Annotated in this window: 17 protein-coding genes; 5 read left to right on the top strand and 12 right to left on the bottom strand. The window is 70.9% G+C overall.

The genetic code is table 11. The features are described 5' to 3' along the window. The first annotated feature begins 288 nt into the window (after positions 1-288). Together ABZ463_RS32060 and ABZ463_RS32055 are read left to right on the top strand one after the other, a co-directional pair. Positions 289-462, top strand: coding sequence for a hypothetical protein (locus ABZ463_RS32060; RefSeq protein WP_352015899.1), 174 nt, complete (start codon positions 289-291; stop codon positions 460-462). A gap of 86 nt (positions 463-548) precedes the next feature. Then, positions 549-1,127: a helix-turn-helix domain-containing protein gene (locus ABZ463_RS32055; RefSeq protein WP_352015900.1), complete on the top strand. Its 579-nt coding sequence runs from the start codon at positions 549-551 to the stop codon at positions 1,125-1,127. Here ABZ463_RS32055 and ABZ463_RS32050 read toward each other — a convergent pair. The 4 genes from ABZ463_RS32050 to ABZ463_RS32035 form a co-directional block, all read right to left on the bottom strand. Beyond that, positions 1,057-2,757 carry an alpha/beta fold hydrolase gene (locus ABZ463_RS32050; protein ID WP_362781753.1) on the bottom strand — a complete coding sequence of 567 codons (1,701 nt, stop codon included), beginning with the start codon at positions 2,755-2,757 and terminating at the stop codon, positions 1,057-1,059. The genes ABZ463_RS32055 and ABZ463_RS32050 overlap by 71 nt on opposite strands. 72 nt (positions 2,758-2,829) lie before the next feature. Further along, positions 2,830-3,396, bottom strand: coding sequence for a TetR/AcrR family transcriptional regulator (locus tag ABZ463_RS32045; RefSeq protein WP_362781751.1), 567 nt, complete (start codon positions 3,394-3,396; stop codon positions 2,830-2,832). 27 nt (positions 3,397-3,423) lie between these two features. Then, positions 3,424-4,287, bottom strand: coding sequence for an RNA polymerase sigma-70 factor (locus tag ABZ463_RS32040; protein ID WP_362781749.1), 864 nt, complete (start codon positions 4,285-4,287; stop codon positions 3,424-3,426). Between the two features lie 35 nt (positions 4,288-4,322). Continuing rightward, entirely contained in the window at positions 4,323-5,303 is a 981-nt protein-coding gene (locus ABZ463_RS32035; RefSeq protein ID WP_352015904.1) for a helix-turn-helix domain-containing protein, read from the bottom strand. 104 nt (positions 5,304-5,407) lie between these two features. Here ABZ463_RS32035 and ABZ463_RS32030 point away from each other — a divergent pair, with 104 nt between their 5' ends. Beyond that, positions 5,408-5,878: a rhodanese-like domain-containing protein gene (locus tag ABZ463_RS32030; RefSeq protein WP_362781746.1), complete on the top strand. Its 471-nt coding sequence runs from the start codon at positions 5,408-5,410 to the stop codon at positions 5,876-5,878. 5 nt (positions 5,879-5,883) lie between these two features. Here the strand turns inward: ABZ463_RS32030 and ABZ463_RS32025 are convergent, their stop codons facing one another. The 5 genes from ABZ463_RS32025 to ABZ463_RS32005 form a co-directional block, all read right to left on the bottom strand. Continuing rightward, the gene (locus ABZ463_RS32025; RefSeq protein ID WP_362781744.1) at positions 5,884-6,276 is read right to left on the bottom strand and encodes a VOC family protein; all 393 of its coding nucleotides are present in this window, start codon (positions 6,274-6,276) and stop codon (positions 5,884-5,886) included. A gap of 109 nt (positions 6,277-6,385) precedes the next feature. Beyond that, positions 6,386-7,303 carry a MerR family transcriptional regulator gene (locus ABZ463_RS32020; protein WP_352015907.1) on the bottom strand — a complete coding sequence of 306 codons (918 nt, stop codon included), beginning with the start codon at positions 7,301-7,303 and terminating at the stop codon, positions 6,386-6,388. Positions 7,304-7,437: 134 nt separating this feature from the next. Then, positions 7,438-10,278: a vitamin B12-dependent ribonucleotide reductase gene (locus tag ABZ463_RS32015; RefSeq protein WP_352015908.1), complete on the bottom strand. Its 2,841-nt coding sequence runs from the start codon at positions 10,276-10,278 to the stop codon at positions 7,438-7,440. 84 nt (positions 10,279-10,362) lie between these two features. After that, entirely contained in the window at positions 10,363-10,824 is a 462-nt protein-coding gene (gene nrdR / locus ABZ463_RS32010) for a transcriptional regulator NrdR (RefSeq protein ID WP_184715543.1), read from the bottom strand. 483 nt (positions 10,825-11,307) lie between these two features. After that, on the bottom strand, positions 11,308-11,658 hold the full coding sequence (locus ABZ463_RS32005; RefSeq protein WP_362781741.1) for a hypothetical protein: 351 nt from the start codon (positions 11,656-11,658) through the stop codon (positions 11,308-11,310). A 199-nt stretch (positions 11,659-11,857) separates the two neighbouring features. Here ABZ463_RS32005 and lexA point away from each other — a divergent pair, with 199 nt between their 5' ends. Continuing rightward, positions 11,858-12,568 carry a transcriptional repressor LexA gene (gene lexA, locus ABZ463_RS32000; RefSeq protein WP_362781739.1) on the top strand — a complete coding sequence of 237 codons (711 nt, stop codon included), beginning with the start codon at positions 11,858-11,860 and terminating at the stop codon, positions 12,566-12,568. A gap of 76 nt (positions 12,569-12,644) precedes the next feature. On the opposite strand, the gene leuS is transcribed toward lexA, so the two are convergent. Beyond that, positions 12,645-15,131, bottom strand: coding sequence for a leucine--tRNA ligase (gene leuS, locus ABZ463_RS31995; RefSeq protein WP_362781737.1), 2,487 nt, complete (start codon positions 15,129-15,131; stop codon positions 12,645-12,647). Between the two features lie 539 nt (positions 15,132-15,670). Here leuS and ABZ463_RS31990 point away from each other — a divergent pair. Then, the gene (locus tag ABZ463_RS31990; protein WP_362781735.1) at positions 15,671-17,941 is read left to right on the top strand and encodes a hypothetical protein; all 2,271 of its coding nucleotides are present in this window, start codon (positions 15,671-15,673) and stop codon (positions 17,939-17,941) included. A gap of 15 nt (positions 17,942-17,956) precedes the next feature. Here ABZ463_RS31990 and ABZ463_RS31985 read toward each other — a convergent pair whose 3' ends face one another. Next, positions 17,957-19,132, bottom strand: a complete 1,176-nt coding sequence (locus ABZ463_RS31985) for a cytochrome P450 (protein ID WP_362781884.1) — start codon at positions 19,130-19,132, stop codon at positions 17,957-17,959. Between the two features lie 279 nt (positions 19,133-19,411). Continuing rightward, the gene (locus ABZ463_RS31980; protein ID WP_352015914.1) at positions 19,412-20,983 is read right to left on the bottom strand and encodes a GMC family oxidoreductase N-terminal domain-containing protein; all 1,572 of its coding nucleotides are present in this window, start codon (positions 20,981-20,983) and stop codon (positions 19,412-19,414) included. Between the last annotated feature and the right edge of the window lie 74 nt (positions 20,984-21,057).

Genomic DNA, 21,057 nt, shown 5'->3' with positions numbered 1-21,057 from the left:
CGCGATCAAACCGGTTGATAGGGCTCACCGGGGAGAACTAGGTTGGCAAGCGTGGGCGGGCTCCCGCCGACCCCCGGCCGGCGAGCCCGAGCAAGAGGAGGGACGAGCCATGCGTCACGCGAAAGTCGCCCGTTCGCAGCACCGGCGTCGCCGTACCCGCGCCTTCGACCTGGACCTTCGCACCCCGTCAGGCCGCAGGCTTCCCTACTGACGATCAGTTCTTTACGACGGTTTTACGGGACGATCTGTAGACATTTCGTGTAACGAAAGCGTCACGCGGGGGGCTCAATGAAGAGACTTGTGCTTGTGCCGCCGTCCGTCGCGCGGCTCAAGATCAGAGACATCCGGTCGGTACGGCGCCGCGGCGGCGCGTCCGACACCAAGGTCGTCGATCTGCGCGCCTACACAGGACGCAACGTCCTGCGGTTTCCGGCCACGAGCGGCCCCACTCCCGCGGCCTGACCGACCGCCCGGCCAGCCGGGAGGACCCGCGACCCGCGGGTCCTCCCGCATTATCCGGACACAGTGTCCACCTATACCCTGGGGGCATGGAGAGAGCAGACGCCGCGCGTAACCGGGCGCGCATCCTGGAGGCCGCGGAGCGGCTGTTCGCCGCCAAAGGGGCGCCCAACGTCACCATGGAGGACATCGCCAGGGCGGCGGGAGTCGGCCGGGGCACCCTGTACCGCCGCTATCCCGACCGGGCCGCGATCGCGACCGCGATGCTCGACGAGCACGAGAAGGCCCTGCAGCGCGAACTGATCGGAGGCCGGCCGCCCCTCGGCCCCGGTGCCACGCCCGCGCGGCGGCTGGCCGCCTTCTACGCCGCGATGGTCGGCCTGCTCGAATCCCACTCCCACCTGGTGCTCGGCGCGGAGACGGGCCGCTCGCGCTTCGCCACCGGCGCCTACGGTTTCTGGCGGGCGCACGTGCGCTCGCTGCTGGTCGCCGCCGACGTGCCCGACCCGGACGCGCTCGTCGAGATCGCGCTCGCCCCGCTCGCCCCCGAGGTCTACACCTTCCAGCGTGAGGGTCGCGGGCTCGGACCCGAGCGGATCACAGCCGCGCTGGAAGAACTCGCCCTGCGGCTTCTCGCAGGACACGCGCCACCCGCCGGGGATGGGTGAGCTGGGGGTAGTGCCCCGCGCCCTCGATCACGACGTCGGCCTCACCCACCACGAGCGGGTCGGCCGCGCCGGTGACGATCGTCACCGGGACCTCGGCCCGGCCGAGCGCCCGTCGCAGTTCCTCCCTGGCCGCGTAGCCCGCGCGCATCGCCCCGATCACCCGCCGGGCGGCACCGGGGCGGCGCAGGTCGGCGAGCGCGCCCTCGGGCACGCCGAGTCTGCCCGCCAGCCGCGCCGGGGACGTCCCGCGCAGTACGGCGGCGCCGAAGGCCGAGCGGGCCGGCCACCCCGCCGGAGCCTGCAGGAAGGCCGGGGCCAGGAGCACGACCGCGGAGATCCGCTCAGGACGTGCGAGCGCGTAGCGCAGGACGGGCCCGCAGGCGAAGGAGTGCCCGACCAGCACCGGGCGCGTCCCCGCCGGTTCGAGCAACGCCTCGGTCCACTCCCCCAGTGAGCGGGCGGGCGAGGAGCGGCCGAGTCCCGGCAGGTCGGCGGCCAGGACGGGACCGTCGAGCGACTCGCTCACCTCCGCCCAGGAGCGGGCGTCGAGCGGCAGCCCGTGCAGCAGCACGTACCGGGGGCTCTCCCGCTCCCCCGCCACCCAGGTACGGCTGCCCGCCACGTCCCGGAACCCGTACGGCCCGCGTGGCGCCTCCCCCTCCCCGAACCCGGCGCCGACCAGCCCGTCCGCCCAGGTCCTGAGCATCTCCTCCACCGGGGGCATGCGCAGACCGGCCCGCTCGGCGAAGGCCAGGGCGGGGGCCGTCTCGTAGCGGTCGCCGGACATGAACGACAGCGTCTCCGGGTCGGCGCCGGTCAGGGCACGGGGCAGCCGCCGTACGAGAGGGACCGGGATCGTCGCGCGCGGAGGGCGGACTCCCAGGTGGGCGGCCAGGAGCCCGGTCAGCTCCGGCAGGTTCGGCGTCCGGTCGTCGAGCACCCAGTAGGCCTCGCCCGCCGTCTCCTCGTGGCCGGGCACCTCCGCCATGAAGCGGGCCAGGTAGCCGATGTCCACGACCGGCAGGAAGGTCCTGCCGTCCCCGGGCAGCAGGGGCAGCCGGCCACGCCACAGGTCGCGCACCACCGAGGCGAGGCCGATGAACTGCCCCTCACCGGTGACCGAACTGGGGTTGACGACGGTCAGCGGGACGCCGAGTTCCGCGGCGCGGGCGCGCACCGCCGCGTCGCCCTCCCGTTTCGAGGCCTCGTAGGCCCCGTCACGGCGGTAGTCGGGAGGACCGCCGCTGACACGGTAGCCGCTGACGTGCACCAGGCGCCGCAGCCCCTGGCGGGTGGCCGCCCAGTCGGCCACGTTGACCGCCCCGGTCACGTTGGCCGCTCTCGCCTCGGCGATGCCCAGTCCGAAGGCGAAGCGTGCCGCGGTGTTGTAGACGTCGCGCACCCGCCCGAGGTCCGGCGCGGCGCCGAGCCCGAGCCCGGGGACGGCGATGTCGGCGGTCACGACGGTCAGCCGCGCGGTGTCCACGCCCTGCCCGGCGAGCCAGGAGGTCAGCCGGTCCGCCGGTCCGCGCAGGGCGGCGGCCACCACGCGCTCCCTGCGCAGGAGTTCGGCGACCAGGGAGCGGCCGATGAATCCCGCCGCGCCGAAGACGATGGAGTCGGGGGTCACGCGATCACCTCATAATAGATCGGTCTACATATTTCATGGACATACGAAGGGAGCCGGGGAGGGGTCCTGGCGTTACGGCCTCAGCAGCGTGGCGATCCCGCGCGCCACCCGGTCGAGCGGCTCCCGGCTGCGATGCGCCCTGGCCAGCAGCAGCGCGCCCTCGATCAGGGCCAGGACCGTGGCGGCCGTGTCGGCGGGCTCCGGGTGCCCGTCCACGGCCAGCCGGTGACGCAGCGCCTCCTCCCACGAGCCGTAGACCTCGGCGCAGACCTCCTGGAGCGGGTCGCTGACGGCCGCCATCTCCAGCGCCACCGTGGCCACCGGGCAGCCCTTGCGCCACCCGGAGGCCTCAAGCCGGTCGCCCAGCAGTGCGAGCACCCCGGTGACCAGGCTCACGGTGTCGGGCGCGGACTCGGCAAGCTCCCGCACCATCCGGCCGACCTCGTGACCCGCCCGCCGTACGGACTCACCGACGAGCTGGTCCTTGCCGCCGGGGAAGTGGAAGTAGAGCGAGCCGCGCGGCGCTCCGCTGGCCGCCACCACCTGGTTCAGCCCGGCCCCGAAGTAGCCGCCGCTCTCGATCAGCTCCCGCGTCGCGTCGAGCAGCCGCGTCCTGGTCTCCTCACCCTTGCGTCCCATGACCCAAAAAATAGACCGGTCTGCTTATTATTGGCAACCCGGGGCGGCGAAGCGCGAGAGCTTGTCCGGATTCAGCACGGCCCGCACCGTCGTGATCCGCCCCTCCGTCACCTCGATCGCGAAGACCGCGACGACCATGTCCCCGGCCCGCACCACGATCCCCTCCTCGCCGTTGACCTCGGTGTGGGCGAACCCGCCCCCGGGGCCGAACTTGGCGGCGATCCCGGCCAGGAAGCGGACGACCTTGTCCCGGCCCTCCACGGGGCGCAGCGCGGCGCCGACCCGGCCACCGCCGTCGGACCAGACGACCACGTCGACGGCGAGCAGCCGCTCAAGCTCGGCGAGGTCGCCGCCCCGCGCGGCGTCGAGGAACCGCTCGACGATCCTGCGCCGCTGCTCCCCGGGCACGTCGAACCTCCGGGGCTCGCCCATCCGCTTCCTCGCCCTGATCAGGAGCTGGCGGCAGTGGGTCTCCGAGAGGTCGAGCACCTCGGCGATCTCGCGGTAGCCGTACGAGAAGGCCTCGCGGAGCACGAAGACGGCGCGCTCCGGAGGGGTGAGGCGCTCAAGCAGCGTCAGGAACGCCATGGAGACCGCCTCACGTTGCTCGACGGTCTCCAACGGGCCGAGCGCCGCCGACTCGACGGGCTCGGGAAGCCAGGGGCCGACGTAGCTCTCACGGGTGGCACGGGCGGCGGTCAGCCGGTTGAGACAGAGGTTGGTGACCACCTTGGCCAGCCACGCCCCCGGCGTCTCCACGTTCCGCCTGTCGGCGGTGTGCCAGCGCAGGTAGGCGTCCTGGACGACGTCCTCCGCCTCCGCGGCCGAACCGAGCATCCGGTAGGCCAGGCCGAACATCCGCCGCCGCAGTTCCTCGAACTCATCGACCATCCGTCCAGGGTCCCAGAGCTCAGCGGGCGCCCGGCTCACGGGGACTCCCTGAAGGCCCTGCGGTAGGCCGAGGGCGAGGTGCGCATCGTCCTGGCGAAGTGGTGCCTGAAGGTCACGGCGCTGTCGAAGCCCACCGCCGCCGCGACCTCCTCGATCGAGGCGGAGCCCGACTCCAGCGGCTCCAGGCTGGCCGCGATCCGCTGGGAGATCACCCAGCGCAGCGGGCTCGTCCCGGTCTGGCGGGCGAAGTGCCGCAGGAAGGTGCGTTGCGACATGCGGGCGGCCCCGGCCATCCCGGCGACCGTGATCGGCTCGGCCAGGTGCCCGAGCGCCCAGGCCATCGCGACGGCCACCGCGTCGTCCCCCTCCGCGGGCGCCACCGGGGCCTGGACGAACTGGGCCTGCCCGCCCTCCCGGTGCGGCGGGACGACCAGCCTGCGCGCGACCGAGTTGGCCACGCCGGGGCCGTGGTCGGTGCGGACCAGGTGCAGCAGCAGGTCGAGGCCCGCGGCGCTGCCCGCGCTGGTCAGCACGTCCCCGCCGTCCACGTACAGGACGTCGGGGTTGACCCTGACCAGCGGGAACCTCTCCCTCAGCAGGTCGGCGTACCTCCAGTGGGTGGTCGCCTCACGCCCGTCGAGCAGCCCCGCGGCGGCCAGCGCGAAGGCCCCCGAACAGATCGACACGATCCTGGCCCCACGCTCGTGCGCCGTCCGCAGCGCCCTGACCAGCTCCGCGGAGACCTCCCCCCGCACGTCCGCGACCGCGGGCACGATCACCGTGTCCGCGGCCGCGGCCACGTCGAGCCCGTGCCCGGCCCGCATGGTGAACCCTCCGACGACCCGCAGGTCGGCCGGGGTCTCGGCGCAGACCGTCAGCTCGTACCAGGGGACGTCGAGTTCGGGCCTGGGAATGCCGAAGATCTCCACCACGCAGCCGAGTTCGAAGGGGGCCATGCCGTCGAAGGCGACGGCGGACACGGTGTGCGCCCGCCGCGCCGGAAAAAGAAGCGACATGGCGGGATATTAGCGATAAGCGGCGTTCACGCCACTGGCCGGAGGGGCGCCGTGCGCGAAACCATGTCTCACGCACGGCACCGTTTCTCCGAGAAAGGCATGTGATGTCCGCCCCCTCATCCGCCGTCACCGCGGTCCCCGCCGCCGAGAGCACCACGGCGATCGCCCACTTCGCCGCCCGGCTCGCCTTCGAGACCGACGTCTCCGACGTGGCCGCCGACCTGGCGGCCGGAGTCCCGGACGTCGTCGTGGTCGACACACGTGGCGTCCAGGCCTGGCTCCAGGGCCACGTCGCGGGAGCCGTACACCTGCCGACCGGCGAGATCGCCGCCCGCGCGGCCGAGGTGGTCCCCACGGGGGCGACCGTGGTGACCTACTGCTGGGGGCCGGGCTGCAACGGCGCCACCAGGGCGGCCCTGGAGTTCGCCAGGCTCGGTCACCCCGTCAAGGAGATGATCGGCGGCTTCGAGTACTGGGCCCGGGAGGGCCTGCCCGTCGAGACCTCGGAGGGGGTCTCCCGGCGTGCGCCCGACCCGCTGACCGCCCCTGTCCTCGGCGTCTCCTGCGCCTGCTGACGCCCTCAGCCGTTCGCGGCGAGCAGATCGACGCCGTTGCCGTCGGGGTCGTGGACGATGGCGTACCGCTGCCCCCAGAACGCGTCCCAGGGCTCCTTGTGGCCCTCGTAGCCCAGGGAGACGAGTTCGTCGTAGGCGGCGTCCACCTCGGCGGGGGTGTCGAACTCGAAGGCGAACGCCGTCCGGGAGCCTCCGGTGGGCGGCCGCCAGCCCGGGTCGAAACTGTGGAGCGTCTCGACCGTGTCCCAGACGAGCTTCAGCCCCCCGGGCAGTTCCGCCTCGACGTGCGGCTCCCCGTCCGCCTCCGGCGGCAGGTCCAGGCCCAGCCGGCGGTAGAACGCCAGCGACCTGGCCATGTCCTTGACGACGATTCCCACGAAACTCAGACGTGCCCGCATATCAGTGTCTTTCCGGTTGAGGTGCCGTGCTCGGTGCGCGCGTCCCGGGGCCGCGCACGGCCCAACCTAACCGGAGGTCACATCCACGGTCTTGCAGGAATCAGACGACTCACGCCTCGGCGGACGCCCTGAGCGCGGCGGCCAGCCAGAGGAAGGCCGCCACGGCCGGAGGGAACGGCGGGCGCCCGTTGATGGCCCCCACCAGCTGCCAGTACCGCTCGACCCGCAGGTCGCTGAACAGCTCCACCTGCTCGGCCAGCCGTACCCGCTCCTGTGCCCGGGTCTCCGGCGCGACGATCAGGTCGAGTACGGCCCGCCCCTCGGCCGAGTCCGGCGCGACCCCCGCCGCCTGGGCCGGGACGGCGTGCTCCATGACGGCCTGGTGGTCCAGCGGGTCTGCGGGGCTGTCCGCGTTCTGGCCCGCCACCACCATCTCCCTGACCCGGCGCTGGAAGTCCTCGTCCTCGACGAGTTCCGCCAGCTCCATCCAGGCGTCCACCTGCTCCGGGCTCGGCTCGTCCGGCAGTTCGGTGTTCACCTGCCGCATGCCGTTCGCGATGCCCAGCGCCGGGCCCTCGCCGGGGTCGACCCCGGCGAGGACGCGGTCCACGAAGTCATCGATGATCTGCTGCCGCTCCCGCGCGGACAGCCTGGCCAGTCTGTGCATCAGTGACGCCTCCTCGATCGTGCTGCCGCGCTTGGCGACCGTGCTCAGCACGGCGCGGCGCAGCCGCAGGGTACGGATCTCCGCCTCAAGCGCCGCGACATGCGTCTCGGCGACCTGGGCGACTGTCGTGGCCCGGCACAGGACCTCCTCGACCGCCTCAAGACCGAACCCGAGTTCGCGCAGGGTCCTGACGAGGTCGAGCCGGGCGACCGCCCGCGCGTCGTAGAGACGGTAGCCGCCCGCGGACCGCCCGGTCGGCGGCACCAGACCGCTGTCCGACCAGAAACGGATCGTCCGCACCGGCAGTCCCGTACGGCGGGCGAGCTGCCCGATCGTGAAAAGCTCCGTGCCTTCGCTCACGGCACCACTGTGCCGTCTCCACTCACTGGAGACTCAACTCCCTTTTCCCGCGATGCTCCCTTTTCCTGCGATCGGGAGAGACGACGGGGAGCCGGTGAGCCATGTGGCTCACCGACTCCCCGGTTCAGGCCGTGTCAGCTGCAGCCGCTGGTCGAGCCGCAGCCCTCGCAGACGTAGCAGCTGCCCGCGGGACGCATCTTGGTGCCGCAGGTCATGCACAGCGGCGCGTCGGCGGTGCGGCCCTGGTGCGACTCCAGGGAGCCCGCGGCGCGCTCGGGGGCGGCCACCTCGACGGTCTGGGCGCGGGTCTCGGAGCGGGGCTGGGGCCGCTCGATGGGCGCGGAGGTGGCCAGCTCGGCGATGACCTCGTCCGCGGCGATCGGGGCCGGGTCCTCGCCCCGCTGCTGGGCGGCGCGCTCGGAGGCCGAGAAGATCCCCAGGGCGGCCCGCTCGTCGTAGGGCAGGTGGTCGAGCGCCAGGCGGCGGAAGATGTAGTCCATCACCGAGGCGGCCATCCGGATGTCCGGGTCGTCGGTCATGCCCGCCGGGTCGAAGCGCATGTTGACGAACTTGCCCACGTAGGTCTCCAGCGGCACGCCGTACTGCAGGCCGATGGAGATGGCCACGGAGAAGGCGTCCATGACGCCCGCCAGGGTGGAACCCTGCTTGGACATCTTCAGGAAGACCTCGCCGAGACCGTCGTCGGGGTAGGACGAGGCGGTCATGTAGCCCTTGGCGCCGCCCACCGTGAAGCGGGTGGTGGTGCTGGGCCGCTGGTTCGGCATCCGGCGCCTGGTCGGACGGCTGACCTCGACGACCTGGACCTCGGGCTCGGCCGGCTCGGCCTTCTCCTCGGTCTTCTTGCCCGCCGCCGACAGCGGCTGGCCGACCTTGCAGTTGTCGCGGTAGACGGCCAGGGCCTTCAGGCCGAGCTTCCAGCCCTCCATGTAGACCTGCTCGATGTCCTCGACCGTCGCGGACTCGGGCAGGTTGACGGTCTTGGAGATGGCACCGGACAGGAACGGCTGGGCCGCCGCCATCATCCGCACGTGGCCCATCGGCGCGATGGCCCGCTCTCCCATGGCGCAGTCGAACACCTCGTAGTGCTCGGGCCGAAGACCGGGGGCGTCCACGACGTGGCCGTGCGCGGCGATGTACTCGACGATCGCCTCGACCTGCTCCTCCTGGTAGCCGAGCTGGCGCAGCGCCCGCGGGATCGTCTGGTTGACGATCTGCATGGAGCCGCCGCCCACGAGCTTCTTGAACTTGACCAGGGCGAGGTCGGGCTCGATGCCGGTGGTGTCGCAGTCCATCATCAGGCCGATGGTGCCGGTCGGCGCGAGCAGCGAGGCCTGGGCGTTGCGGTAGCCGTTCTTCTCGCCGAGCTTGAGGCAGTCGGCCCACTGGCGGGAGGCCTCGGTGTGGATGACCCGGTCCATCCCGCCCAGGGTGCGCAGGTCGTCGTTGGCCGCGGCGTGCTTGCGCATGACGCGCTTGTGCGCCTCGGCGTTGCGGGCGTAGCCCTCGTACGGCCCGACGACCGCGGCCAGTTCGGCGCTGCGGCGGTAGGAGGCGCCGGTCATCAGCGAGGTGATGGCCCCGGCGATGGCCCGGCCGCCCTCGGAGTCGTAGGCGTGGCCGGTGGCCATGAGCAGCGCGCCCAGGTTGGCGTAGCCGATGCCGAGCTGACGGTAGGCCCGGGTGGTCCGGTCGATCTTCTCGGTCGGGAAGTCGGCGAAGGTGATGGAGACGTCCATCGCGGTGATGATCAGCTCGGTGAGCTTCACGAAGGCCGCGACGTCGAAGGTGTCGTCGTCCCTGAGGAACTTCAGCAGGTTGATGCTGGCCAGGTTGCAGGAGGAGTTGTCCAGGTGGAGGTACTCGGAGCAGGGGTTGCTCGCCGTGATGCGGCCGGTCTCCGGGCTGGTGTGCCAGTCGTTGATCGTGTCGTCGTACTGGACGCCGGGGTCGGCGCACTCCCAGGCGGCCTGGGCCATCTTCCTGAACAGGGACTTGGCGTCGACCTTCTCGATCACCTCGCCGGTGAGGCGTGCGCGCAGCCCGAAGTCACCGCCGTTCTCGACGGCCCGCATGAACTCGTCGGAGACACGCACGGAGTTGTTGGCGTTCTGGTACTGGACGGAGACGATGTCCTTGCCGCCCAGGTCCATGTCGAACCCGGCGTCGCGCAGCGCGCGGACCTTGTCCTCCTCGCGCGCCTTGGTCTCGATGAACTCCTCGATGTCGGGGTGGTCGACGTCCAGGACGACCATCTTGGCCGCGCGGCGGGTGGCGCCGCCGGACTTGATGGTGCCCGCCGAGGCGTCGGCGCCGCGCATGAAGGAGACGGGGCCGCTGGCCGTACCGCCGCTGGAGAGCAGTTCCTTGGAGGAACGGATCCGGGAGAGGTTCACCCCCGAGCCCGAACCGCCCTTGAAGATCACACCCTCTTCCTTGTACCAGTCGAGGATGGACTCCATCTGGTCGTCGACGGCCAGGATGAAACAGGCGCTGACCTGCTGCGGGGAGGCGGTGCCGACGTTGAACCAGACCGGCGAGTTGAAGCTGAAGACCTGGTTGACCAGGGCGTGCTTGAGCTCGTGGTCGAAGATCTCGGCGTCCTCCTCGGTCGCGAAGTAGCCCTCCTCGACCGCGGTCCTGGTGTAGACGCCGACCACCCGGTCGACGAGCTGCTTCAGGCTCCACTCGCGCTGCGGGGTGCCGACGGCGCCCCGGAAGTACTTGGTGGTCACGATGTTGGCGGCGTTGACCGACCAGGAGTCGGGGAACTCGACGCCCCGCTGCTCGAAGTTGACCGAGCCGTCCCGCCAGTTGGTCATGACGACGTCACGGCGTTCCCAGGTCACCTGGTCGTACGGGTGCACCCCGGGCGTGGTGAAGATGCGCTTCATCTTCAGTCCCTTGCGTGGCCGCTTGCCCCCGCGCGCGACCGCGCCGTTGACCGTCTCCGTCATGACTTCCCCCTTCCGAGGCTCCATGGAGCCCCCAGTCGGACCAGTTCAACACGCCGCGTACTCCCCCGGCGCCCGGGGACTGACTCAGTCGCGCCGCGCGGAACGCTCGGCGCGCAGCTGTTCGATCTCGGCCTCGAAGTCGGCCAGGGTCTCGAAGCCCCGGTAGACGGAGGCGAAACGCAGGTACGCCACCTCGTCGAGCTCGCGGAGCGGGCCCAGGATCGCCAGCCCGACCTCGTGGGCCGCGATCTCCGCGGCCCCGGTCGCCCGGATGCTCTCCTCGACCCGCTGGCCGAGCTGGGCCAGCGAGTCCTCGCTCACCGGGCGCCCCTGACACGCACGCCGGACACCGGCGATCACCTTGTCCCGGAAGAACGGCTCGGTCACCCCGCTGCGTTTGCTCACCATGAGCAACACCGTCTCCTGCGTGGTGAACCTGCGCCCGCACTCCGGGCAGGTGCGCCTGCGCCGGATGGCGCTGCCGTCCTCGGTCGACCGGCTGTCGATGACCCGCGTGTCAGGATGACGACAGAACGGACAGTGCACGCGTGTCGCCTCCCTGACTTGCCCAGCGGCTCATCTTCCTCGCGTTGCTCCGCCGGCTCTGCGATCTCCGTGTGGAGACGCTCACGCACGCCCTCGAATGGTCGAGATGCGGTAATAGAAACACAATCTATGGTGGAGCGGAATGATGAAGCCACTAGATGTTGTGGTCCAACCGTAGGAGTGTCGGACCATGAACGCAAGTTAGGAAGGGCCTGCCGAGCGAAGTCGCCGATCAGCGCAGCTCAAGGGCGTCAGCCGGGCGTGTCGCCCTTCCGGTACGGCCCCGCGGGCGCCGTCCGGACACGCGGCACCCCTCCCCGGGGCATGCGAACGGGCCGATCGCCGAGATCCATTATCGGGTGAGCCCGGGGCGCGTCGTCACGCTCCGTCGTCGGCACCCCCGCCCACCCCTCCCCGGAGCGCCCAGGACCCCCACTGGCCACAGGGCCCGCAGAGGCCCTTCGAGGCGCCTCGGAAAGCCTCCTAGGAGCCGAGGGCCGCGTCCAGGAGGGCACCCGCCCAGAAGGCCGCCAGAACGAGGAGCACGAGCGCCAGGACCGCCACGACCCTCCCCCTGCGGGTCAGCCTGACCGGGGCGCGCCTCCGCCGGACGGTCGCGTGCGCCGCCCTCCCCCCGGCGACGGCCCGCCTCCGCGAAACCGCCGAAACCGTACGGCCCGCACGCCCCGCGGCGGTCCCACGGGGACGCGCGACGGGCCGCCCGCCCCCCGCCGCCCCACGGCCCGCGTCCCTGGCGGCCGTCTCCCCGGTGCCCCTGACCAGCGTCAACGTGGGCCTGGTTGTCCTCGTGGCCGCCTTCACGGTGCCCCCCATCTCTTCGACCTGGCCGAACACATGTCGAAGAAAGATCGGCGAATCGAACACGATGTCGATCGAACTCCCGTACGATGTTGTACACCACGCCGCCACCGATTTCGAGGACCATTCGAACAAATGTTTGAGTATGATCTTCGGCGGAGGTACGGTCGCTGTGTGCGACGCAACCAATACAGACCGGGAGCGAGGAGATCATATGAGTGAGCGCGACGAGAGCGGCGCGGCCGTCAGTGACCTGGCGGTGCGCAGGCGTGACTCCCTCGGCCTCACCCCCAGGCAGCGCAAGATCCTTGAGGTGATCCGCGACTCGGTGCAGCAGCGCGGCTACCCGCCGTCGATGCGCGAGATCGGCGAGGCGGTGCAGCTGACCAGCACCTCCAGCGTGTCGCACCAGCTGACGGCCCTGCAGCGCAAGGGCTACCTGCGCCGTGACCCGCACCGCCCGCGTGCCCTGGAGGTGCGCCTGCCCGGCGAGCCGGTGCTGTGGGTCGACCCCGACGCCAACGCCGAGGAGACCTCGGTCAACCGCCCGACCGCGGCCTACGTGCCGCTCGTCGGCCGGATCGCCGCCGGCGGCCCGATCCTCGCCGAAGAGAGCGTGGAGGACGTCTTCGCCCTGCCCAAGCAGCTCGTCGGCGAGGGCACCCTCTTCCTGCTCCAGGTCACGGGCGACTCCATGATCGACGCCGCGATCGCCAACGGCGACTGGGTGGTCGTCCGCCAGCAGCCCGTCGCCGACAACGGCGACGTGGTCGCCGCGATGATCGACGGCGAGGCCACGGTCAAGACCTTCAAGCGCAAGGACGGCCACGTCTGGCTGGTTCCGCACAACACGAACTACGACCCGATCCCCGGTGACGAGGCCACCGTCCTGGGCAAGGTCGTGGCGGTGCTGCGCAAGCTCTGAGGCGCCCCGGCGGCATCTCTCCCGGAACGCGAGGAGTGACCCTCAAACCGAGGGTCACTCCTTTCTGCGTTCACGGTCAGGGAACGATGTTGACCAGCTTGGGTGCCCGGACGATGACCTTGCGGGGCGCGCCGGACAGGAAGGCCTGCACCTTCTCCGACGCCAGCGCCAGTGCCTCCAGGTCGGCATCGGAGATCTCCGGGGAGACCTCCAGACGGTCACGGACCTTGCCCGCGACCTGTACGACGCAGGTGACGGTCTCCTGCACCAGCAGCGCCGCCTCCGCGACCGGCCACCCGGCGGTCGCGACGGAGGCGGGGTGCCCCAGCCGCTCCCAGCCCTCCTCCGCCGCGTACGGCGCGACCAGGGACAGCATGACCGCCAGGGTCTCCGCGGCCTCGCGCACCGCCGGGTCGGCGGCACCGGGGCCCGAGTCGATGGCCCTCCTGGCGGCGGTCGTCAGCTCCATCATCCTGGCGATCGCGACGTTGAAGCGGTACGAGTCGAGCAGCTTGGTGACCTCGTCCACGGTCCGGTGGACGACCTTGCGCAGCTCCAGATCACCGGTGGAGAAGTCGACGCCGGGTGCGGATCCCGCACCGGCCTCGGCCATGACGCGGAAGGCCCTGGCCAGGAACTTCTGCGACGCGGCCGGGGAGACGTCGGCCCAGTCGATGTCGTCCTCGGGCGGGCCGGCGAACAGCACGGTCAGCCTGACCGCGTCGACGCCGTAGGTGTCGATCTGCTGGCCCAGGTCGACCCCGTTGCCCAGCGACTTCGACATCGCCTTGCCCTGGTTGATGACCTGCCCCTGGTTCAGCAGGCGCAGGAAGGGCTCGGTGAAGTCGAGCATGCCCATGTCGTGCAGGACCTTGGTGAAGAAACGCGAGTACAGCAGGTGCAGCACCGCGTGCTCGACACCGCCGACGTACTGGTCGATCGGCCCCCACCTGCGGACCTTCTCCACGTCGAAGGGACCGTCCAGGTAGGTCGGATCCACGTAACGCAGGTAGTACCACGAGGAGTCGACGAAGGTGTCCATCGTGTCGGTGTCACGCTTGGCGGCTCCGCCGCACTTGGGGCAGGAGACGTTGACCCAGTCCTCGGCCGAGGCCAACGGGGAGACGCCCTTGGGCGCCAGCGCCTCACCACGCATGTCGGGCAGGGTGACGGGCAGCTGGTCGTCGGGGACCGGGACCTCGCCGCAGTCCGCGCAGTGGATGATCGGGATCGGGCAGCCCCAGAAACGCTGGCGGGACAGCAGCCAGTCACGCAGGCGGAAGTTGACCGCCGCCCTGCCGGTCCCGCGCCCGGCCAGCACCTCGATGATCCTGTGGATGGCCTCGGCCTTGGACAGGCCGTCCAGCGGCCCCGAGTTGACCAGGGTGCCCTCACCCGCGGTGGCGATCCCGGTCTCCCCCGGGTCGGCCATGCCGGTGTGGACGACGACCCGCACCGGCAGGTCGAAGGCGCGGGCGAAGTCGAGGTCGCGCTGGTCGTGGGCGGGAACCGCCATGATGGCGCCGTGACCGTAGTCGGACAGCACGTAGTCGGCCGCCCAGACCGGCATGCGCTCGCCGTTGACCGGGTTGATCGCGTAGCGGCCCAGGAAGACGCCGGTCTTCTCCTTCTCGGTGGACAGCCGGTCGATGTCGGACAGCTTGGCGACCTCGGCCCGGTAGGTCTCGAAGGCCTTCCGCTGCTCGTCGGAGACGATCTCCTCGGCCAGCGGGGCGTCCGGGGCGACGACGAAGAAGGTCGCGCCGTACAGCGTGTCGGGGCGGGTGGTGTAGACCGTGACCGGCTCGTCGCGGCCCTCGATCACGAAGTTGACGTCCGCGCCCTCGGACCTGCCGATCCAGTTGCGCTGCATGGTCAGCACGCGCTCGGGCCAGCCGCCCTCCAGCTGGGCCATGTCGTCCAGCAGCCGGTCGGCGTAGTCAGTGATCTTGAAGTACCACTGGGTCAGCTCCCTGCGGACGACCTCGGCGCCACAGCGCTCGCACCTGCCTCCGACGACCTGCTCGTTGGCCAGCACGGTCTGGTCGTTGGGGCACCAGTTGACCAGACCGCCCTTGCGGTAGGCCAGGCCGCGTTCGAAGAAGCGCAGGAACAGCCACTGCGTCCACCGGTAGTAGGTGGCGTCACTGGTGTGCAGACGACGGGACCAGTCGAAGGAGACCGCGTAACGCTTGTAGGAGGCCGCCTGGGTCTCGATGTTGGCGTAGGTCCACTCGGCCGGGTGCGCGTCACGCTTGATGGCGGCGTTCTCCGCGGGCAGGCCGAAGGAGTCCCAGCCGATCGGGTGCAGCACGTTGTAGCCGCGCTGGAACCAGTAGCGCGACACGATGTCACCGATGGCGAAGGCCTCGGCGTGACCCATGTGCAGGTCGCCCGAGGGGTAGGAGAACATGTCGAGCATGTAGCGACGCTCGCGCGGGTCCGCGGGGTCGTCGGAGGCGTGGAACGGGTCCAGTTCCTCCCACCGCCGCTGCCACTTGACCTGCAGTGCCTGCGGATCGTAGTGCTGCTCGTCGCTGTTCACGTCGGCTCGCTCGCTCACGTCAATCTTCCCTCGGTATACGTCTGCTGCGATGATCTGACCCGTCCGGCCCAATAGAAAAACCCTCCGCTCATGCGAAGGGCAGCCGCACCGGCGGGCGTCTAACGCCGAGAAGGCCGATGCGGCCCGGTAAGCAGCAGGGTCGCGGCACGCATACGGCAAGACTATCGCAGTCCGCAAGCCGTATTCGTGGCCTGGGGAAACGAATTGGATCACGGTAAACGGAGGACGCCCGTCCGGCGATCCAGCACAATAAGAGCAATCACGTGCCTGGAGCGGGCCGAGACCTGATGGGGACACATCCGTTGTGACCTCGCATGTCCCGTCAGTTTACTCTTCTCACCGTGGCACACTCAGTCGAGCCGGGGCAGGGCCCGGATCCCTTGGAGGCCGGCCTGCCGATGCAGGATCCACCGACCGACCCCACAGGACTCCAGTTCAGGGGGGCGTTCTCCGGTTTCCCTGCGAACATCCCTGCCTCCCGTGAGACCATGCCGAATACCCATAATTCGGGCACCCGTGCGGAAGGTAAGGAAGCCATGGCCCCGGAGCAGCCCAGCCAGCCCCACCTGCCTCCGGCGTGGCCGGAGGCGGCGGAGACGACGTCCGGCTGGGCGAACGACTCCTTCGGCGCCTCGTCGCCACGACTTCCCCTCCCCCATGAGGAGCCGGCCTCGCCCGCCGACGGCCAGGGACAGCCGGGCGCCGGTTGGGAGCAGGCGGGGGCGAGCACGCCCGAATACGGCTGGAGCCAGCCGACGCCGTCCCAGACCCCCAACGGGGCTCCCAGCGGGTCCTCCAACGGCTCCGCGACTCTCGGCGGCGGCTGGGACCAGGCGCTGGCCTCCCCTTCGGGGGGCGCGTCCGACGACATGGAGACCCCCCGGCAGGGCGTCCCCACTCAGCCTCCCGTCACCGGTCCGGCGTCCGGCTGGAACTCCCCGGCGGGGACCGGGTGGGACCAGGCAGCCCGTACGGCGCCCGCCGATCCGCGGGACCGCCCCGCCTCCAGCGCCACGACCAGCTGGAGCGACGCGTTCACCCCGCAGCCGAAGGACGCCCTCAGGCCGGACCCCGACCTGGCCGGCGGATACGGAGGCCAGCTTCCCGAGGCCGCTCCCGTGAGTGCCGAGCCCCGGTGGGACCCGCAGCCCCCGGCGGAGGCGGCACCCGCCGACAACCCGGTGTGGCCGCCCGCCACCGCCGAGAACACCGGATGGCCGTCCGCCACCACCCCACAGGACGACGCCGCGCAGCCGCCCGCCGCCGCAAACGCCTCCTGGCCGTCCGCCGCGCCGCAGGACAACGCCGTGTGGCCGCCGACGGCCCAGGCGAACGGCTCCGCCTGGCCGTCCGCCTCCGCCGAGAACACCGGGTGGCCACCCGCCGCTCCGGCCTCCGGTCCGGCCGCGGGGCCCACCGCGCCCGCGGGAGACCCGGCGCCCGGGGCAACCGCGTGGCCGTCGGCCGCGCCCGGGGACAACCCCGTGTGGCCGCCCTCCGCGGCCGAGGGAACCGTGCGGGACCCGCTGTCGCACACGTGGTCGACCCCTCCTCAGGAGGAGCCGAGCCGTGACGGCGCGCCCTTCGGCGAGGACGCCGCCCGGGGCAGCTTCGGGGTGCCGAACAACCCCGCCGTCTGGGCCCTCGCCGCGACGACCGCGCCCGAGCCCACCCCGCGCGCCGATCCGCTGAACGACCCGCTCAACGCCCCCCGCAACGCCCCGCCGGTCGACCCATTGAGCGGCCCGCCGAACAACCCCCTGAACGACCCGCTGACGGCGCCCGCCTACGACGCGTCCGCGACACGGCATCCGGCCGACCTTCCGCTCCCGCCGCAGGCTCAGCCCTTCGGGCAACCGGGACAACCGGCTTACCCGGGGCAGCCGGGACAGCACGAGTTCGGCCACCCCGGGCAGCCCGGTCACCACCTGAGCCAGGACCCGTCCGACCCCAACAGGCGTTTCGTCACCGCGGGCCAGATCAGCGGCCCGAAGACCCCGCCGCCCGAACGTCAGCAGGAGCTGTGGGACACGGTCTTCGGCGACAACTACCAGGCCATGGGGAACGAGGACGACTTCGACGAGCAGGGCAGGCCGGTCTGGGTCTTCGCGCTGGTCGGGTCGGTGGTGATCGCGCTGGTCGGCGCACTGCTGTGGGCGTTCATGGCCGGTCCGCTCGCCGCGACGAACGAGGCGGACCCCGCTCCCAGCGCCAAGCCCTCCGCCACGTCCAAGAAGCCGCCGAAGTCCCAGACGCTCGGCCGTCTTCCGCGTTTCCCCGGCAAGGCGTCCCCGGTCTCGGGCACCCTGGCCGACCAGGCGGCGGCGATCAGCGTGACACGGCTGGGCGGAGAGTGGCGGGAGGACCAGCGCAGGACCGTGCCCACGGTCTACGGTTTCACCACCCGCCAGTACGTCGCCGCGGGCACCGACTCCGCCGGTAGGACACAGTTCGCCCAGCTGATGTCGGGGGTGCTCCCGTCCCGGCTGAAGGACAAGTACACCTCACCGGAGAATCTCTCCCCCGTGACCAACGCGGTCGCCGCCTCGGCGCGCAAGAAGTTCTTCCCCGAGGACAACACCGCCCGCAAGACCGCCCAGCAGTCCCTGACCGTCAACGGCCTGCCCGGACAACTGTCCGCCTACGAGATCACCACGGGCGACACCAAGACCACCATGGTCGTGGCGGCCGTGAGCACCGGCGCCGACCTTCCCTCGATCGTCTACATGTCGGTGCCCGACAGCAAGAAGGAGCTGCTGCCGGACATCAACACCGTCTTCACCTCGATCAAGGCGCTCTCCTCTTAGGACCCGCGTCCGGTCTCAGAAGTCGCACTCAAGGTGCTTGATGCCGTTGATGAAGCTGGAGCGCAGCCGGACCGGTTCGCCGACGGAGCGAATGTGCGGAAGCCGGGTGAACAGCTCACGGAACATCACGGAGATCTCCCTGCGGGCCAGGTGCGCGCCCAGGCAGAAGTGCGGGCCCGGGCCGCCGAAGGCCACGTGGGGGCCGCCCGCGCGCCGGATGTCGAAGCGCAGCGGGTCGGTGAAGACGGCCTCGTCACGGTTGGCCGCCCAGTAGTAGAGCAGCACCTTGTCTCCCTCGCGGTAGAGGTGGCCGTTCATCTCGTGGTCGCGGGTGAGGGTGCGGCGCATCCAGGCCACCGGTGAGGCCAGCCGGAGGATCTCCTCGACCGCGCCGGGCAGGCGTCCTTCGAGGTCGTCGAGGAGCAGCGCGCGCTGCTCGGGGTTGTCGGTGAACAGCTTCAGGCCGTGGGAGATGGCGTTGCGGGTGGTCTCGTTGCCCGCCACGACCAGCAGGATGAAGAACGAGCCGAGTTCACGCACGGTGAGCTTCTCGCCGTCGATGTCGGCGCTGGTCAGCGAGGTGATCAGCGGGCCACCGCCCTCGTCCGCCAGGGAGACGACGAGGTCCTGCAGGCACTGTCCCGCGCTGAGGAGCAGCTCGGCGGCACGGCTGACGTCCTCGATGAACTCGGGGTCGCCGCCGGACAGGATGACGTTCGAGGCGTCGAACACCGTCTGGTAGTGCTCGGCGCCGATGCCCATCATGTCGCAGATGATCTTCAGTGGCAGCCTCGTCGCGACCTCGGTGACGAAGTCACAGCCCGGCCCCTTGGCGATCAGGTCGTCCACGATCCTGGTGGCCTCGGCGCGCACGTCGGCCTCGAAGCCACCGATCATCCTGGGGGTGAAGGCCCGTGAGACGATCCGGCGGAGCCTGGCGTGCCGGGGATCGTCCATGTTGATCATCGATCCGAAGTACTCGCCGAACTCGGGGCTCAGGTCGTGGATGGCCGTCGCCCCGCGCGCCGAGGAGAAGATCTCGGGGTTGCGGCTGGCCTCGACGATGTCGGCGTGCCTCACCAGCGCGTAGTAGCCCGTCCCCGGCAGGGCGAAGCTGATGTCGGGTTCGGTGAACCTCATCGGGGCGGGCTGGGCGCGCAGCAACGCGAAGGCCTCCTCCCGCTCGGCCATCGGACGCTCCCAGAAGGAGATTTTCGAGAGGTCGATGTCCGACAGTGAGACGGTCACCCCAGCTCCCCATTTGCCGATCCTGTCATGTGACTTTCCGTTCGAAGAGTGCTGAACGGGACCGTACGGATCGTGAAGGCCGGATGTTTCGATCACGGAGAACACACGCGCGCACACCGGGAGTCACGACTCGATCCCATGGCGGAACCTAACACCTGCCCCATGGTGCGGGCCGGGATTCCCCGCAGAATCCCCCGTGAATCGAAAAGGACCTCCGGGGGGTCACGAACCTCCGGCGATCAGTTCGGCGGCCTTTTCCGCGATCATGACGGTGGGGGCGTGGGTGTGGCCCCGGTTGATCACCGGCATGACCGACGCGTCGGCCACGCGCAGCCCCTCGATCCCGCGAACCCGCAGGCTCGGGTCGACCACCGCGTCCGCGTCCTCGCCCATGCGGCAGGTCCCGACCGGGTGGTAGAGGGTCTCGCTGCGTTCACGGATCCAGCCGATGAGCTCCTCCTCGCTGTCGGCCCCCCGATACGGGTCCATGGGAGCCCCCGCGAACGGCAGGAGCGCCGAGGTCGCGAACAGTTCCTTGGCCTTTCTCAGTCCGGCGACCTGTCTCCTGAGGTCGGCCTCCGCGGTGAGATAGGCGGGGTCGATGGCCACGTCACGCCCCTGGAGGAAGATCCGCCCCCTGCTCTCCGGCCGCAGGAGGATGGAGGCGATGGTCAGGCCGTGCGCGGGTGGCCGGGTGAGCCCGTGGTCGATGAAGGGCACGGGGGCGAAGATCAGCTCGATGTCGGGGGCCGGTTCGTCCGGCGAGGTCTTGATGAAGGCCACCGCCTCGCCGACGTTCGAGGTGAGCATGCCGTTCCTGCCGACCAGGAAGCGCAGCAGGTTGCCGACCGACTCGGCCTTGGCGAGCGTGACCGGTTCCGGGCAGTGCAGGATGACCCCGGAGGCGAGGTGGTCCTGGAGGTTGGCGCCGACCTGGGGAAGGTCGGCGAGCGGCTCGATGCCCTGGGCGAGCAGGTCGTCGGCGGCTCCGACGCCCGAAAGCATCAGCAGGTGCGGCGAGCCGATCGCCCCCGCCGACAGGACGACCTCCCTGCGTGCCCGCACGACCGTGCCGCCGTCCCTGCCGCCTCCGTCGTTCGCGGGGGCGCACTCGACGCCCGTCGCACGCCCCTCCTCGATCAGCACCCTGCGCACCTGGCGGGAGGTCAGCACGGTGAGGTTGGGCCTCCTTACGGCCGGCCTCAGGTAGGCGTCGGCGGAACTGCAACGGCGGCCCCTGTCCTGGGTGACGGGGGTCGGGGAGCAGCCCTCGTTCGAGGGGCCGTTCAGCTCGTCGAGGCGGGTGAGCCCGGCCTCCTCGCAGGCCTTCAGGAACACCGGGGTCAGCGGATTGGGGCTGCGCAGCTCAGAGATGCGGACCGGGCCCGCGGTGCCGTACACGTCGCCGCGGTTGGAGCCCACCCGGCCCTCGGCCCGGCGGAAGTACGGCAGGACCTCCTCGTAGGACCAGCCGGGCACGTCCCATCCGTCGTAGTCCGCCCGGTGCCCGCGCACCCACATCTGGGCGTTCATCGAGGAGGAGCCGCCGAGCATCCGGCCGCGCGGCCAGTAGAGCCGCCTGCCCGACAGGCCTGGCTGCTCGACGGTGGTGAAGTTCCAGTCGCAACCGGTCTTGAAGAGCCGGGCGAACCCGGCGGGCATCCTGACCTCCAGCTTGTCGGCCGGTCCGCCCGCCTCGATCAGCACCACCGTCGTCGCCGGGTCGGCGGACAGCCGGTTCGCCAGCACACACCCCGCCGACCCCGCCCCCACGATCACATAGTCGTACTCCACTGCGCACTGCCCCTTCGTCGCACGAACGGACGGCCCGCCTACCCTCGGTAAGCGGGCTCACATCTGCTTACCCT

This window comes from Streptosporangium sp. NPDC020145 (assembly GCF_040631275.1).
Classification (GTDB): domain Bacteria; phylum Actinomycetota; class Actinomycetes; order Streptosporangiales; family Streptosporangiaceae; genus Streptosporangium.
This window is presented reverse-complemented; position numbering and strand designations above follow the sequence as displayed.